The organism is Mucilaginibacter pocheonensis (assembly GCF_031456535.1).
Lineage (GTDB): Bacteria > Bacteroidota > Bacteroidia > Sphingobacteriales > Sphingobacteriaceae > Mucilaginibacter > Mucilaginibacter pocheonensis.
On the sequence record NZ_JAVDUU010000003.1, the window covers coordinates 697,226 to 714,639 of the forward strand.

Consider the following 17,414-nt stretch of genomic DNA (forward strand, 5'->3'; position numbering starts at 1 on the left):
ATCATGAAAATCAAATATATATTCATATTACTATCAGGTGCAATATCGCTTTCATTAGCATCCTGCAAAAAAGAACTGGTTGATATTAACCAAAACCCAAATGCAACACAAAACCCGCAGCCAGATTATTTGCTTACCGCAGCCATAAAAAATACGGCCGATACATATTGGGGAACAGCCAACAACATGGATGCCAGCCTGCTTTTTGTACAATACTGGGCCAAGATACAATATACAGACCCCGACAGGTATATTTACACCAATGGGTCGTTTCAGGACCTGTGGACAATTGGTTATTCAAAAGGGATAGTTAACCTCAACAAGATCATTGCACTGGCCGACGCACAGGCCACTCCTAACTATAAAGGTGTTGCATTGGTGCTGCGTTCATGGGTGTTTACACTGCTTACAGATCAGTATGGTGATATACCTTATAAACAATCTATCAATATCGACGAGTTTTTAACGCCGGCATATGATGCGCAAAAAGATGTTTATTTTGCCTTGCTTGATGATTTGAAAGCGGCACAGGCATCGCTTGATCCATCGGGCAAAGCCATTTTGGGCGACGTTATTTACGGCAACAATATTACTTCATGGAAAAAGTTTGCCAACTCCCTGCGCCTACGTATAGCGCTTCGCATTGCAGATCGTGAACCAGACAAGGCCAAACAGGTGTTAGCCGATATACAGGCTGAAGGCAGCGGATATATCAGTTCAAACGGCGAGATAGCACAAGTGCTTTATGACGCCTCTCCTAACCAGAACCCCATCAGTAATTTGTTTGATACCCGTGATGATTACCGTATCAGTAAAACAATTGTTGACAAGCTATTTGAATTAAAAGACCCGCGGCTGCCTGTTTATGCCAGTCCTACTAAGGACCCAACACCAAAAACCTATGTAGGCATACCTAATGGCTTACTGGTTGGTGATGCCAGCAGCCTGGGCTTCACCAAAACATCAAAACCAGGTACCTATTTCCTGGCGCCTAAAGCACCGGCTGTGATCATCAGTTACGCCGAAGTATTGTTTGATCAGGCCGAAGCTGTAGCCCGTGGTTTTATTGCCGGAAACGCCGCCGCACTTTATACACAGGCCATACAAGCATCATTAAAGCAATATGGAATTACCGATACCGACATTTCTACCTATGTTAACTCCGCGGCGGTTCAATATGATGCTTCAAATTTCAAAAAATCCATTGGCAATCAAAAATGGATAGCTTTATTTGGCCAGGGCCTTGAGGCGTTTGCCGAATGGCGCCGTTTAGATTATCCGCAGCTACAACCGGCCGTTGCAGGCGCGCTGAACGAAAAAATGCCTGTCAGGTTTATTTACCCGGGAACAGAACAATCCCTTAATGGAACCAGCTACAAAGCCGCCGTTGCCCATCAGGGTGCCGACGTGTTAACCACCAGGCTTTGGTTTGATGTGAACTAAAAGAAGCTATAATAACAACAAAGGCCGCAATGAGCGGCCTTTGTTGTTATTATGATATCTGTATTACCGATCGCAATCAGCTTGATCAATTTAATTTTTAAAATCGGGCTGTTCATTATTAAACACTGATATGATCTCCTTAGCGGTTAATGGCTGCGCGTAAACTTTTATATTATCCATATAGCCATGAAATATCCTTTCTGACGGGAACTCTTCATTGCGACCTATCTGCCATTTATTAGCTACCGATAAATTAACAGGTCCCTCAACGGTTGATGTGCCGCACAATTTGCCGTCAATATAAACAGCCAAAAGGTTGCCATTACATACACCGGCTATATGATGCCAGTGCTGTTTCCAGTTTTGCGGCAAGTTTACAGTACAGTCGCCCCTGCCCCAGCCACCGGCAAAAAAGGTAAGCGTTTTATTGGCACCCATTTGCAAAACATGGGTATCACCTTTAGTTAACATATCAACCAGTCCGGTTTCCTGCCCTTCCGGGTAAACCCATGCCATCATGGTAATAGTTTGACCCATGTTGTCAAGGCTTCGGGCATTGGGTACTTCAACAAAACAATCATCCCCAAGCAGCAACTGTTTTCTATCCGTTACTTTAACTTGTTTTGAACCGATGATATGGGCATCATTCCCAAAACCAGACTTGTCGGCAATAAGCCGGTCATTATTTTTTTCAACAAGCGAAAGATCAAGCAATAACGATCCTGCATCGTCATTAAATACTTTATATATTGATGTTATATTACTGATAGCAAGCTGTTTAATCCCAGATGCTGCGATATTAAAACGATGATCAACGGTTTTAATTTCTCCCGGGGCAAGCTGTAAATGATCTGTATATAAAAGGGAGTCGTTCACTTTTACCGGTATCATAAATGACTGATCCCTGCCTGTAATGTTTTTAACAGTAAAGCTTATTAATTGCTCATCATTTTGATGTATGAGCGGCTTAAAGGTGATGGCTGATATTTCAAACGGGACTTTTACCGGTTCGGCAGGGTCAATAACTTCAACCACTGTACCACCAGTGTTTTCCAGCCCTATAGTTACCTTACCCAAAGGATATAATCTGCAGCTTATAGAGTCTGTTAAAGTTTCTCCCCCGGTTACCAGAACATTTTTTGCGGCTACCTTTTTACCATCGGCAAATAGCTGTATATTTTTTGTGCCTGTTGAGCCATTGTTTTTCAATGAAAACCGGATCCATAAAGACTCGTTGGGTTCTATCCTGTTTTTCGCAAGGTTATATTTTAACAGCGCTATATCCACCGGGGCTTTCGTTTCAGATAATTCGACAGGGTCTTTATCCAAAGGCCAGCTATTAGGTTTATTACCCATAACAAACTTCAGTGTGCCGCCCCCTGCAATTAAGGAATGAGGTATTATCAGCTTTTCATAATCACGGCCATTAACGGCTAATGAATTTACAAAGCCATTGGCTGCAGATTGATTCTCACTTTCAATCACCAGAGTTTTGTTATTGGCCAGATGCAATTTTACACTTTTAAACAACGGCGAACCTATTGCGTATTCAGGCCTGCCGGGAGTTACCGGAAATATCCCCAACGCGTTGAAAACATAAGTGCTTGACATTGCCCCCAGGTCATCATTGCCGGGTAAACCATCGGGACTGTTTTTATACCTTGTTAACATGATGTCCCGGCACCATGCCTGGGTAAGGTCGGGCCGGCCGGCGGTATTAAACAGATACGGTAAATGTATAACCGTTTCATTATCAAATAGTATAACCTTGTTTCTTAAAGCAGAATCCAAGCGATTGGCGAACGCTTCGTTACCCCCCATTAAGTTTACCAGGTCTTTGGCATTATGCGGTACAAAGTAGGAATATATCCATTTATCCCCCTCTTTATAGCCTGACATTGCCGGGTTTATCTTAAAATCGCTACCCGATCGTGGTAGTAAAAATAAGTCTGCCGGATGAAACAGTTTGTGGTAATTGAACCCTCTTTGCCACAAAAGCTGGTAGTCGGTTTCGTTTTTCATTACCAGCTTTGCATATTGCGATAAAGCCCAATCATCATAAGCATACTCTACCGTACGGGTAACCGACTCAGAATTGGTATAGGGTACATAGTTCATCCGGTGGTATATGCCCATATCTTTCTGCACAAATGGCGAATCAACAATGTTACTTTTCATGGCTTTGTAGGCCAGTGCTTTATCAAAACCGGTGATTCCCTTAAGATAAGCATCCACAATAATAGGTATCGCGTGGTTGCCGGTCATGCTTTCGGTAGGCAAATGACCGGTTTGCTTATAAATATCCAGCATGGATAAAACAATATCTTTTTGCTTTTGAGGATACAAAAGCGTTAGTAACGGGTGCAGGGACCGGAAGGTATCCCAGGGAGAAAAACCGCCATACTGGCATTTTCCGCTCGCATGATGAATAGCGCCGTCCTCTCCCCGGTAATTTCCGTCGACATCAGAAACTACCCATGGGATCAGGAGCGAATGATAAAGTGCTGTATAAAATATGGTTTTATTGGTTTCGCTGCTATCGCTTATATCAACAGCCGACAGTTGTTTTGCCCATTCATTTGCTGTTTGCCTGGTAAATGCTTCGAAACTTAGTTTGCCTGTTTCCGTGTCGATATTATTTTGCGCCCCGGCAAAACTTACTGTAGATGTGCTTAGCTTAATTTGGATAACCTTTGGCCCGGAGCCGTTGTTTTTAAACGTAAAAATATAGCCGTCTTTTACTTGTTTCTTACCGGCATAATCCTCACTAAAATTAATTACAGTATTCAGAGCAGCGCCATGCAGCAAACGCCCTGAAAGAACCGTAATGTCGCCGGCATTGCCAATAAACAACTGTGCCTTTATTTTTGCCGGGAACGTAAACCGCATAATACCCGTACGTGTAGCGGCACTGGCTTCTGTAATAATGTTATTATCGCTGAATTTAACTTTATAATAACCCGGCCGCGTTATTTCATTGCGGTGCGAAAAACGGCTGCTGTATTTTCCAACTTCAAATTGTTTTTCTCCGCTTAGTGGCATAATAAACAAATTACCCGCCGAACCTACCGGGAAACCGCTATAATGCCCAAAACAACTAAAATAATAAACAGATGAATCGGCATAGTTGTAACCCCTGATTCGGGTTTCGGGACTTATTTGTATAAAACCAGCGGGCGCCACCGCGCCGGGATAAGTGCCGCCATCACTACCCCAACGGGTAAGCGAACTGCTTTTGGTTGTGCCTATAAATGGGTTTACATAGGAAACGGGCGACCTGCGCTGGGCATAACTATTTTTATATGCCACAATTACTAACAGCAATATGGCATATTTCATTAGCCCATAAAACGTTTTGTACATCCTTAACTTATATTTTAATATAGATCTTTCTTTTATCCATGAGGTAGCCCACAAACCAGCAAAGCATCATATAGCATAATGCAAAAACCAATGTGCCCAACGCACCCGGAAAAAGCGGCTGATAAAACACCCGGTTTATCCAATCATAAAAACTCAAGTTGGGTTTTACCCAAATGGTTGATATCACAGTGAACAGTAACTCCGACAACAGGTAAATAGCCAGTGAGTTACGGCCAAACACCAGGAAAAAATTGGTGCCCCGCCGGATATTCTTTATTTCGATAATATAAACCAGTATGCCAATGATCACCAGATCAATACCAATGGTAAGCAGGGTGAACGTGCTCGTCCATAATTTTTTGGCCAATGGAAAAAACTGTGCCCAAAACAACCCTATACCAATAAGGCAAGCCCCAGCGATTAATAGTTTAGCTACGGACTCATAATTGCGCCCCTTACGCTGTATATATGCCCCCGCCAGGTAACCGGCTATCACATTTACAATGGCCGGTAAAGTACTTAACAAACCTTCGGGGTCAAAAGCTATAGGACCGCCTTTGTCATGGTATAAATGTGCGTTGCCCATAATTAAAATATCAAGCTTTGTACCGGCATTGCCCAACATGGTTAATTCTTTTCCGGGTTCGCCAAGCAATAGTAAGAATATCCAATAGCCTAATAAAAGCACAACCGAAATTATGATGGCTGTCCTTTTTGAACAGTAGTGTACAATAAGCGACCCGAAAAAATAACAAAGCGCAATACGTTGCAAAACTCCCATAATACGGGTATTGCCCAGCGGATTAAACGCCCATCCCCCAGCCTCACGGTGTACAAAAGGGAACCAGTACATAAGGTACCCCAGTAAAAATATGATCAGGGTACGCTTGCCTATTTTCTGTAGAAAGGCGCTGTTGTTTTCAAATTTATTTTTGGAGAAACTGAGCGCGTTGCCCACCGCGAAAAGAAAAGAAGGAAAAACCAGATCGGTAGGTGTAAAACCAAACCAGGCGGCATGATCAAGCGGGACCCATTGCAGCGCACCCGAACCTGGGGCGTTCACAATGATCATGAAACATATCGTCATCCCCCTGAAAATGTCGAGTGTTATAAATCTGTCTTTGGATAGGGCCATGTTATATTTTAGTGTTTAATGAATAGCTGTTTGTATTTTATAGGTTATTCTGCCGGCTTCTTTTTCGGTTATTACTCGCACCTTATCGGGGCGGTTACCGTTTTCGTCATATATCACCAATTGGTTTAGGCCAGCTTTTAACCAGCACTCGGGTATATACATGCCAATGTTGCCAATTTTTTCGGGGTAACGGCCCAGGTTATGACCATTTACCCATACCGAGCCATAACTCAGTCCGTCGGTATGTACGCGCCAAATCAGGTGTATCCCTTTTTGCCGGGGAACGGAGAACTGTGAACGGAAAAATTGCGGACCTGCAAATGTTGTTTTTAAAGCCATTTTGTTCCAGCCATTGGCTGCATCAGGATCACCGGGACCGCCCAACATTTTCCAGCCTGTTAATACCTCAGCAGCGCCAATGCTGTTTATTTTTACGGGCTGATCTATCCCACCCTCATTTGAGTAATTTTCTATAAATAAAGTGAGGGCAATAGGCTTTTTAAGTATTTCTGCGTCATTAATTTCAACTTGAAACGGCGAGTTCCACCCTTTGTGGCCCGCTACCCGTTTACCATTAACAAACACGGTAGCATCTTCATCAACGCTTCTGAAATTGATGACCAATTTTGAAGGATTACCCCCGGGGACGGGAATAATGGTTTGAAACCAGCCAAAACCTTCGTGCTTGTCAAATACATCATCACCAATGGCGTATTTTTTCCAGCTAACAGTATCAAATACAGGTATATTGCCTTTTACGTCTTCTGCTTTGGCGGCCTTTATAAAATACCAGTTAGCAGCGCTACTGATAAAAGGACCTCCCTTTTTTAGCAGCACCTGCCCTGATAAACCTTTTTTATCCACATCAGTAATTATCCCCTGATAGGTAGGCAGTTTATCCCGGCCATCATGCGCGGTAAATACTGCCAGGGTATGCCTGCCTTTTTCTATATCAAACGTTACCTCACCATTCCTCACCTTCCAGCGAACGGCCTGCTTGCCATCAATAAAGGCGGTAGCACGGTCGCCGCCATCAACCTGCATGGTATATTTACCTGAGGATGGTATGTTTAATTGAGTGCGGTACCACGCATCGGCAGTGGTATTACAATCAGCTCCCATTTGCATGGGATTGGCCGAACTGAACCAGTTTTTATCATTATAACCAGTTTCGGCATAAACCATCGCATTTTTGTTTTGCCATGGAGATAAATTAATAGTTGAAATTGAACTTGCAATATCATGATAAACAGGGCTTAATGTGGAAGATAACTTTTCTGCGTATACCCTGATCTCCCCGTCTTTTTTAGCCAACAAAGGATATTCTGCATTTGCCAGTAGCTGTTTATTCTGCTCCTTCACTTCTCCAAGGTATGAAGCACCGTTGACAATAATATTGGTTCCCGGTTGCTCTACAAGCCAGGTTTTATCCATATCCTTTGAGCTCATTGCTAAAACACGGACACGCTGACCTGAAACTTCAAAGATGTACTCTGCCGGTTTATTTGTTTCCCGCGGCGGAGTTACTAAATAGATAGTACTACCGGCTACTTTAAAACTATCTTTTCCTTTAATGAGGGTTGGCTTTGCACTTACCTTAAAAAAAAGCGACGTAGGATTGTCCTTCCTGGTTTCAACCAGAATAGTTGTGGTGCTGCCTTGTTTTACCAATCCGTATATACGCGTAAGCGCCCAGTTAAGCTTAATTGCTTTACTAATACTAAAATTATGCACCAGCGGATAAATTTCGCCGGGGGCTATTGTTACGTTAGATGTGGGTATTGTGGTGTCAACACTAACGGTAGCTTTAATTGAATTGGTTCCGGGGTTATCCAGAAAGATAAGATCACCGCCTGCGCCGGATCGTGCCGTAATTTTCAGATCATGACCAGCAGTTATATTTTTATACGACGAGGCAGCATCAATACTGTTCTCTAATATATCCTGAAAGCCGCGCGCGAATGTTGCGGCACGTTTAAAAGCATAATAAACAGGGCGGAGATCGCCTGCCTGCCCAACGGCCGTTCCATAATCATAAGAGGCCGCGTCTTCATCATTATTGGTATATCCAAAGTTTGACCCGCCATGTGCCATATAATAATTGTAGCCGCCGCCACCATGCGCTATTATTTTCCAGGTGCGCCTGCTATACACAGCCGAATCGGCAGGCTTTGCGCCGTATTGGGAATACCATACGCTCCAAAACTCTGTAGAGAACCAAGGATTGGGGCGTTTTGGATCGTCCAGTATATCATCGCCGGCAGGGTCACTTGAATGGTGAAGACCACTGAAAAAGTATGGAACCTGCAGGCCCATATCCAAAGCCTTACTTTGCAAATGCCTAAAGTAATTATTTGGCGTTACTGTTCCCCAGCCTTCATTGTGCTCGTTTTCCAGCTGAACCATGATTACCGGGCCACCTTTGTTAATCTGCTGGCCGCATACAATAGGTAAAAGCCTATCAAAAAAGCGATCAACAAATTTTTCAAATTCAGCGTTATCTTCCCTTACCCTTAAGCCCGGCTTAAATTTTAGCCATACCGGATAACCGCCCATATCCCACTCGGCGCAATAATATGGCCCGACACGAACTATGGCATACATACCCAGGCTTTTAACCATATTCAAAAACGCGTTAAGATCGTGGTCGCCTGTAAAGTTGAACTTACCTTCCTGCGGCTCATGGTAATTCCATAAGGTATAAATCTCCACACAATTAAAACCCGCGCGTTTTAAACGCAGCAAACGGTCATACCATAACTGACGTGGCACCCGGGCATACTCCAGACCGGCCGAAACCAGGAATGTACGTTTACCATTAATTAAGAACCCTTTGCTGTCAAAATTTATAAATGGCTTAGCCGAAGCCTGCGCGGGGAATATATGATCATTCATTGCCTGGCTGTAAACCTTGTTACTGAAAACCGCCAGAACAATAATTAAAAGAATAATATAGTTGCGCCTGTTCATTACTGCTTACTATAGGCTTGCTGAATTATGCCATTATATTTCTCAAATAGTTGTTTAGCTTTTTCTACCGAATTACCGTTAACCGTATTTGGATAAGCATTATCATGTTTGTTTACCCATTGCCATTCCCAGTTTTTTACCTGTTGATCAAAGGCTTTTTCGTCAAATGCAGTCCCAGCCGACAAATCTTTATTTAACTGGTTAAAAAACATTACCCAACGTGGTTTATAGTAGCCTTTGATGAGCCCCGCCCATTGACGGTTGGAGTACTCCCTTAGCCCACTTTCTTTATCACCCCAAAGGGTAACCAGGTCGCGGGCGTTAAACTCATACAGGTTCTTTTCCTTTTCGGTCACTCCGTTAGCCCGTGCTTCGCTGATCCATTTACCTAATAAAAAATCCTTACGGGTACTTAGCAAGGCGTCCATGTCGTCCATCAGTTGCAAAAACGCTGTACTATATTGCTCAAAGTGCTCTTTATCCTTGTTATTGTAAGCCTCTGCCATTTTTTGCTGCAACGGTCCCGCGTAATTTGCGAGTACCTGGCGGGTAATATCTACCAGATCGTACTGAAAGCCATCGCTTTGTTTCAGACTATCGGCCGCTTGGATAAATAAACCCCAGGCTTTAACCAGTTGTGCAGGGTCATAGTCCAGTTTGGTTAGTACCCTGTCTATGGTCTTTTTCAACGTTGGCCGGGCAACAATGATGGATTCCGGGCCGCCCTCGGTAAGGCCGCCTGAGTACACAGTATTCAGCAATATGTGCCATGCCTCATTTATCTGACCGTTGCTTTGGCTATAACGCCTTTGAGCATAGTTAACCAGCCATTTATCCGCGTCAACCGGTGTATCAGTCCATACGTTTTCCAGCATTAACGCAAACAGGGCTGGGTTTTGTTCAATACCTTCGGGGGTGATGCCTATGCCCCGCATATTTTTTGATTCGGGGTCATGCAGGGCTATTGCAGGATCGGCCGCAACGTGGCGCATGCGGCCAAATAGGCTAATATTGCCTCCGAAATTTTGCAGCATGCTCCAGATCCAGGGTTTACCGTAGTAAGCTTCGGTGCGGTTCCATACCGGGTGCGCATCGCTGTACAGATCTAAAACGATCATCTGCTCATCAGGTACCGCGTTTAATAAGGCTTTAATTTGCTGCGGCTGCCAGAATTTGTTGTTGTAATGAAACATCCAGCCCTGCATCACCCAAATAGCTTTAGGATCGGCAGCAGCCATGGAGTTAAACACTTTTTTACTCATACCGCTCAGATAGGTGGAATCATTGGTTGGCGGTACGTTCTCATTAAAAGTATCGGCAGAATAAAGGTGATCAGTACCAAATTCCTTTGTTTGTGCTTCTATATATTTTTTACCGATGGTTTCAAACATCGGATCATCAGGGTCAAGGATATAAACATCCGGGAAACCGGCATCCCAGTTGGTTTTTTTTACTTTGGCGCCAGGAAATTTATCTTTAAATGATGGCGGAACGTGCCCTGTGAATGAGGACAGTACGGGTTTCATGCCAAAGGAGCGCTCACGCTCTAATATCTTTTTTTGCAGTTCTTTGTGCGTATCCATCCAATGCTGCGGCAGCGGGCCGCCCCATGCATCAATATTACCCATCCAGAACCAGGCAAAATAAGCAGGGCCGCTAAAAAACTCATCAAGCTGTTTATTGGTAAAGCCCATGCTTTTATATACGTTTTGCCAAACGGCTTCTTCGCCGGTTATGGCCAGCGGCAGGTTGATGCCGTTCAAAGCCATCCAGTCAATCTCTTTTTGCCAGCGGTCCCAATCCCACCAGGCCATGGAATAATTAAAAGTACAGTAATTCAGATAGTAACGATATTGATAGGGTGTTGCTTTATGTATCTTGTTTTTAACCATGGGCAAGGTTGCCGGCAGATTAAGGTTGGTGCCATTCCAGCCGATATCGCAAAAGCAATAAGTTTTAAGGTAATAATTTAATGCTGATGCTATGGATAAACCATTATTACCCCGCAGTACAATTTTACTGTCCTTATTGTCAAGCTCAAAAACATCTTTACCATTTTGCGGTGCAATAGCTTCGACAATGAATGAACTGCTTTTACCCGGAATAACCCGTTCAATAAAGGCGTATGAGGCCTTTTGATCAACCTGGGCACTTGCTTTTAAGCAAAATGAAAAACCCAAAAGTACAAGTAAATACTTTCTCATCTATTAGTTTATGATTAAAAATATATAATACGAAGCCTTACGATACGGCATGAGCAGTAAGTATAAAACGCCGGCAACCAGAACAAAGCATCTCCTGAAAGAAATTTTATCCCGATTGCCGGCAAATTATATCATTATCCTTTAAAAGTTAGGATTTTGTTTTAAAACACCTTTACTTTTATCAATTTCAACCTGCGGAAGCGGGAAATAATAATTTTTAGGGCGGATAAAGGTTACTGTTTTTGATTTATCAAGTGGTGCTTTTGATACAGGCAGATTATAAATAGCTGCTATATCAACAATCTTAGCCTTATCCCAGCGCATCAGATCCTGATGACGCTGATCTTCGCCTGCCAACTCAACACGGCGTTCGTGAATCAACTCTTTCATGCCTGCGTTTGTAACCGGTTTCAACGAAGCAGAAGCCCTGTGTCTGATCTGGTTGATCAAGGCGTCGCCGGCACCAGCCCCTTTGGTGCGGATCAAAGCCTCCGCTACTAAAAGGTAAACATCTGCAGAACGCATCAGCGGTACCGCGAAGCTGTGGTCTACACCGCCGCCATCTGCTTCAGTATTGAACACCGCGTATTTTTTAAAGGCATAACCCGTTGCAGACAGATCAGCAGTAAAGGTAGTTAGTCCTTTGCCATCACCCAGATCAACTTTGTCGCCAACACTTAACAATGTTGCCTGCTTGCGTGGGTCACCAGCCTCAAACTCATCGGCAAGGCCTTGCAATGGCTGGCTAAAACCATAACCACCCCATGGACGCGGAATGTAATATACCGTAAAATCATTTTGAACAACATTTTGTACCGCCTGGATAGAGAAAAGCAATTCGGTACTGTTTTCATTTGCACGGGTAAAGTTATCCTGGTAATTGGCAGCAAGTGCATAATGGCTGTTTGAAACCACCTGCTGGCCTGTTGCAATTGCCTCAGGAAATTTTTCCCAGTACATGTAAAGCTTGGTTAACAGGCCAAGCGCTGTACCTTTGCTAACGCGGCCACGGTCGGTAGGGCCATAGCTTTCGGGCAACAAATTCACCGCCTGTTTCAAATCTGATTCTATCTGTTTACGTACCTCTTCAATGGGTGATTTCGGCACGTTAAAATTTAACGATGTATAATCTGCCTCGGTAATAATAGGTACATCGCCATGGATGATCATTAAACGCCAGTAACCGAAGGCCCTTAAAAAATAAGCTTCTCCCATGCTGCGATTTTTTACCGCGGCGCTTATAGCTGTTATTTTGGGGATATTGATGATACAGTTGGTGGCACGGTTAATTTCCTCATATCTCCATTTCCACGGATAGCGGATAGCCGCGTTCGAGGCGTCGTAGGTAAGGTTTTCAATTCCCTCATCTTCGCCGTGGTCGCCAGAGCGCCAGTAATCGTCAGATGGCGTATCGAAAGTTGATTCGGCATGCCCTATATAATCCTCTTCAGGTAAAATACTATAAATGCCGGTTATTGCGTTGACGGCATCAACTTCATTGCGAAAATAATTGCTGGAGCTGTAAACACCCTGTTGCTTTAAATCAAGCGCTTTTTTACAGCTGCTACCCACAAGGGCAAGTGATATAAGCGTGTATAATATTTTGTTCGATTTCATGATGATGTTATAATTTAACTGTTACACCAAATGTTATTGTTCTTACCGATGGGTATTGAGCTACGTCAACACCTCTTTGCAGGTTACCGTTGGTATAACCCAGCTCAGGCGTATAGCCTTTGTAGCCGGTTATAAAAAACAGGTTTTGACCAGATGCATAAAGCCTTACACTTTTAATGGTTGCTTTTTTCAACCAGTTACCGGGAATGGTGTAACCCAAAGTGGCGTTTTTGAGGCTTACATAGCTGCCGCTTTCAACAAACAGATCAGATGTACGGTAGTTATCATTGGCTCTGTCAAGCGACAAACGCGGAATGGTATTGCTGGTACCCGGACCTGTCCAGCGGCCTTCGGTTTCGGCATAAAGATTAAACGGATAGGTTGGGTCGATACCCTGCATCCTATCGGCATTATAAAGGCTTACGCCAAATACACCGGTAAAGTTTGCTGACAGATCAAACCCTTTGTATGACACGCTGCCTTGTAAACCAGCGGTAACATTAGGATTAGGGTTACCCAGGTTTGTACGGTCGTTACCATCAATCTGTCCATCGCCATTCAAGTCAAGAAAACGTACGTCACCAGGTCTGATGCTGCCCTTACGCGAATCATTTGCCAATGCCGGATCACTATCAATATCGGCCTGTGTTTGGTATAAGCCATTGGTTTTCCAACCATAAAATGAGGCGATTGGCTGCCCCTGATAGGTACGGGAAATTTCCTGGCTCGACCTACCGTACACTGTTGCGCCCACAAAGGTTCCCTCGCCGTTAAGCCTGGTCACCTTGTTTTTAATGAACGAGGCATTAGCACCAACAGAATATTTTACCTTTTCGCCACCCTGGTAATTTACTTCAACCTCTACACCGCGGTTGTTCATGGTACCAATGTTTTGGAATGGAATGGATACTGAACCGGCCGTGCCCACAACCGGAGGCGCTAAAAGCATATCCTTAGTGTCTTTGTTAAACCATGTTAATGTAGTGGTTAACTGGTTGTTTAAAAAGCCTGCGTCTAAACTAATATTGGTCATGGCTGTACGCTCCCATGCAATATCAGGATTGGCAAGACTGTAAACCGCCGCACCTGTATAACCAACACCGCCAAATGTGTAACCGTTATTTTCATAAGTACTGCCAAGCCTTATCAGGCTATTGTACTGGAACGGACCTATGTTCTGGTTACCAAGTTCACCGTAACCACCAGATAATTTGAGGTTGCTTATCCAGCTTATATTTTTAATAAATTGTTCATTAGAGAGCCTCCAGCCCAAAGAGAATGCCGGGAAGTATCCCCATCTTTTTGACGGCGCGAAGTTTGATGATCCGTCCGCGCGGAAGGTTAAAGTAGCCAGGAAACGGCCATCATAGTCGTAAAAAAACCTGCCAAAGCCCGATTGCAATGATGAGGGTTCAATACGCGCGCTATTATTGAATTGGCTGTTACCTGTACCAAGCACACGCTGATCAACCGAGGTATCATCATATCCTACCCTCCAGGCGCTAAAACCGTATGTTTTAAAATTTTGGTAAGAGTAACCTCCCGTAAATGTTACGTGACTTTTGCCAAACACCTTATCATAGGTAAGGAAAGACTCTAACAATTGAGATGATAATTCGCCTTCTGTTTGGGTTAGCTGCGATACGGTGTTTTGCCTGGCCTGGTTAACATCGGCTATGTTAAAGTTGTAGCTGCGGTTTAAAGTGCCATCATAAGCGTAGTTTACACGTAGCTTCAGCTCTTTTAAAAACGTGATCTCGGCAAAGGCATTAGCCAAAGCGCGGTACTTTTTGTTAAACCTGTCGGCTTCCTGTATAGTAGCATAAGGGCTGTTAATATCACCTAACTGATTGGCGAAAGCTTTTGACGTGCCATAAGTGCCATCGGGATTAACCAACGGAATAGCCGGATTAAAGCGTAAGGCCGAAAAGATCAATCCTGTTTGCGAGTTATTGTTATCAAACCCAACGTTATTGGCATAATTTAACTGGATATTTTCGCCCAGTTTTAACCATTGGTTCACTTTATGCTCCGAGTTAAAGCGTGTACTGAAGCGTTTAAAGTTGGTTTTATCAATTATACCATCTTCATTATAAACCGAGGTGGAGAAGTAATAGTTTGATACCTCATTACCGCCCTGCAAATTAATATCACCGTTAATTACATGGCCCGTTTTCATGATAGCGCGCTGCCAGTCGGTTCTTTGGGTAGCATAATAGTTATCGGTCCATGGTGCATCTATTGCAACCCCGTCGTTTGTGTAACGTTCCCTTTTCAAATTATAAAGCTGAGGGGCGGTTAACAGGTCGAGGTATTTTGTAGTGTTAGAGAAACCGTTGTAAAAGTTAATGTTGGTAACCAGCTTTTGATTGTAGTTACCCTTTTTGGTAGTAACCAATACCACGCCGTTAGCCGCACGCGTACCATAAATAGCTGCTGCCGATGCATCCTTTAAAATGTCAACCGAGGCAATATCATTGGGGTTAACGTCGCTCAATGCATCGGGGGTACTGGTAGGCACACCATCAATTACTACAAGCGGATTGGCATCATTAAGGGTACCTGTACCGCGAATGCGGATACTTGGCGCGGCGCCCGGCGAACCATCATTACGAACAATATTCACGCCGCTGGCGCGTCCGTCCAGAGCCTGGGCGGCCGAAGCTACCGGCAGGTTTTGGATATCGGCGCCTTTAACACTGGCAACCGAACCGGTAATATCAATTTTTTTACTGGTACCATAGCCCACTACCACAACCTCGTTTAATGCCGATGGCAGGGCATCCATAGTGATTGACAGGTTATGGTTACCGCCAATCGGTACTATTTTTTTGGCATAGCCAATATAAGTTAGCTCCAGTACGCCATCATCAGGCGCGTTGATACTGAAACTGCCATTAGCGTCAGAGGTAACACCAATATTGGTTCCCTGCAGCTTAATGCTTACACCAATTAAAGCCTCGCCTGCCTTATCAACAACCTTTCCTTTAATTATGGCCAGCCGGTTGGCGTCATCTTCGTTTGAAATGATAACCACATGATCATCAGCCATTTTATAAGAAAGTTTGTCATCTATAATGGCGCTCAGTACCTGATCAATAGTAGCATCTTTTACACTAAGATCAACCTTGCCCAGTTTTTTAATGGACGAGTAGTTGTAAAAGAAACGGTAATCACTTTGTTTTTGAATTTTGGTCAATATGCTGCTTACTTCGGCTTGCTTAATGCTGAGTGTAAATTTCTGCTGAGAATACACTGTTGCCGAAACCTGCATACAGGTAACCAGGATCAATAAAAAAACTGCTTTCATCAGCAAAATAACTTTTAGACATACGGGGGCACCCTGAAGCGGAAATACCCTTCTTGTTTTTTTCATTACATTTGTTTTGAAAATTAATGGATAGAGTAAGCACTGCGTTACAACACCTTACTCTTGTTAATAAAAATTCTGTTTGTTTTTACAGGGAGGAGTGCCAGCTCTTCCCTTGTTTACTTGAGATCTCAGGAATCTGATAGGTAATTTTTCAATGTCATAAGCGGTTAGTTTAAGGGGTTAGTTAAATAATCTTGTTTTATTTTTTCGACAGGTAAATTATCTTTCCTTCCGTCCGGTATTTGAACGGGGTGGTTGCTTCAATAATTTGCAGCGCGCTTTGCAATGATTCCTTATCCAGCAAACCGCTTATTTGTTCGGTTTTAAGCGATGCATCTTCAAACACCATCTGCACATTGTATTTGCGCTCTATTTGTTTGGCTACATCTTCAAATAGCTCATTGGTAAACAATATACGGTTATCAAGCCAGGCCGTTTCTTTGATGCCGTCGGGCTTTAATACCGGCAATGTGGTTACCTGGTATTCAATTTTTGCCTCTTTGGAGTTGGCCAGGGGCATCGCGTCTGTTTGCGGCTGGTTATTGGCTACCATAAGTTTTTCGTTTGGCAACAGGATAATGTTCTTTTCAGGATTATCTTTCAATTCAACCTGCACCTTACCTTTAAGCAAGGTGGTTTCAACAGTTTTATCATTGTTGTATGCCTTTACATTAAATACCGTACCAAGCACCTTTACCGTAAGCTTATTAGTATGCACAAAAAACGGCCGTTTAACATTATGGGTCACTTCAAAAAAGCCCTCGCCATTAAGGCTTACATCCCTTGTGTTTTTTGCAAAAACCGAGGGGTAACTAAATGTACTTCCCGCATTGAGCTTTACCCTGGTACCATCTGGCATAACCAATGTTCTGGTTGTTCCGTATGGTACGCTGATGTTATTCATCACCAATTTTACTTCCGGATTATCCCTCCTCCATTTTCCGGTAAAAAACAAGCCTCCTGCAATGCCTAAGATCAGTACAGCCGCGGCAGCCCACTGCCATTTAAATAAGGGCCGTACGTTATTGGTTTCAAAAAAAGCTTCGGGTGTGTCACTTGAGTTTTTAATTTTATACCAAAGTGTTTCAAGTTTCTTCCTGGTGTCTTTTTGCCGGGCCGCGTTGATCTGCCCGTCGTTGCCTTTTAAAGCACCTGTAACATCATATACTTTTTTATATTCCGGAAACTGCTCAAAAAACATTTCAAGCTCGGCTAACTCTTCTGCTGTGGCAGTTTTGCCCATACGCTTAGCCATTAGCTCAATAAACCTGGATTTGCCCATAATAATTTGTATGCTGTAAGGACACAG

At 43.5% G+C, this 17,414-nt stretch carries 8 protein-coding genes; 1 reads left to right on the plus strand and 7 read right to left on the minus strand.

Translation table 11 applies throughout. From position 1 onward, the window contains the following. The first annotated feature begins 3 nt into the window (after window positions 1-3). Window positions 4-1,443, plus strand: a complete 1,440-nt coding sequence (locus J2W55_RS16330) for a SusD/RagB family nutrient-binding outer membrane lipoprotein (RefSeq protein ID WP_310097825.1) — start codon at window positions 4-6, stop codon at window positions 1,441-1,443. 90 nt (window positions 1,444-1,533) lie between these two features. Here J2W55_RS16330 and J2W55_RS16335 read toward each other — a convergent pair whose 3' ends face one another. From J2W55_RS16335 to J2W55_RS16365, 7 genes are all read right to left on the minus strand, one after another. After that, entirely contained in the window at window positions 1,534-4,782 is a 3,249-nt protein-coding gene (locus tag J2W55_RS16335) for a GH92 family glycosyl hydrolase (RefSeq protein ID WP_310097828.1), read from the minus strand. Between the two features lie 31 nt (window positions 4,783-4,813). After that, window positions 4,814-5,941, minus strand: coding sequence for an acyltransferase family protein (locus tag J2W55_RS16340; protein WP_310097831.1), 1,128 nt, complete (start codon window positions 5,939-5,941; stop codon window positions 4,814-4,816). 15 nt (window positions 5,942-5,956) lie between these two features. After that, window positions 5,957-8,836 (minus strand): beta-galactosidase, encoded by a 2,880-nt coding sequence (locus J2W55_RS16345; protein ID WP_310097834.1) that lies wholly within the window; start codon window positions 8,834-8,836, stop codon window positions 5,957-5,959. Between the two features lie 74 nt (window positions 8,837-8,910). Then, window positions 8,911-11,115 carry an alpha-N-acetylglucosaminidase gene (locus J2W55_RS16350; RefSeq protein WP_310097837.1) on the minus strand — a complete coding sequence of 735 codons (2,205 nt, stop codon included), beginning with the start codon at window positions 11,113-11,115 and terminating at the stop codon, window positions 8,911-8,913. Window positions 11,116-11,256: 141 nt separating this feature from the next. Continuing rightward, complete coding sequence (locus J2W55_RS16355) at window positions 11,257-12,732, minus strand: RagB/SusD family nutrient uptake outer membrane protein (protein ID WP_310097840.1); 1,476 nt, start codon at window positions 12,730-12,732, stop codon at window positions 11,257-11,259. 7 nt (window positions 12,733-12,739) lie between these two features. Continuing rightward, complete coding sequence (locus tag J2W55_RS16360; RefSeq protein WP_310097843.1) at window positions 12,740-16,108, minus strand: TonB-dependent receptor; 3,369 nt, start codon at window positions 16,106-16,108, stop codon at window positions 12,740-12,742. Window positions 16,109-16,304: 196 nt separating this feature from the next. Next, a complete protein-coding gene (locus tag J2W55_RS16365) occupies window positions 16,305-17,387 on the minus strand; it encodes a FecR family protein (RefSeq protein WP_310097846.1) in 1,083 nt (360 codons plus the stop codon). Window positions 17,388-17,414 lie beyond the last annotated feature (27 nt).

What these genes read in the sequence shown, in the direction of transcription:
- J2W55_RS16330 (WP_310097825.1), top strand. Translation starts at nt 4, where the DNA reads ATGAAAATCAAATATATATTCATATTACTATCAGGTGCAATATCGCTT.
- J2W55_RS16335 (WP_310097828.1), bottom strand. Translation starts at nt 4,782, where the DNA reads ATGAAATATGCCATATTGCTGTTAGTAATTGTGGCATATAAAAATAGT.
- J2W55_RS16340 (WP_310097831.1), bottom strand. Translation starts at nt 5,941, where the DNA reads ATGGCCCTATCCAAAGACAGATTTATAACACTCGACATTTTCAGGGGG.
- J2W55_RS16345 (WP_310097834.1), bottom strand. Translation starts at nt 8,836, where the DNA reads ATGAATGATCATATATTCCCCGCGCAGGCTTCGGCTAAGCCATTTATA.
- J2W55_RS16350 (WP_310097837.1), bottom strand. Translation starts at nt 11,115, where the DNA reads ATGAGAAAGTATTTACTTGTACTTTTGGGTTTTTCATTTTGCTTAAAA.
- J2W55_RS16355 (WP_310097840.1), bottom strand. Translation starts at nt 12,732, where the DNA reads ATGAAATCGAACAAAATATTATACACGCTTATATCACTTGCCCTTGTG.
- J2W55_RS16360 (WP_310097843.1), bottom strand. Translation starts at nt 16,108, where the DNA reads ATGAAAAAAACAAGAAGGGTATTTCCGCTTCAGGGTGCCCCCGTATGT.
- J2W55_RS16365 (WP_310097846.1), bottom strand. Translation starts at nt 17,387, where the DNA reads ATGGGCAAATCCAGGTTTATTGAGCTAATGGCTAAGCGTATGGGCAAA.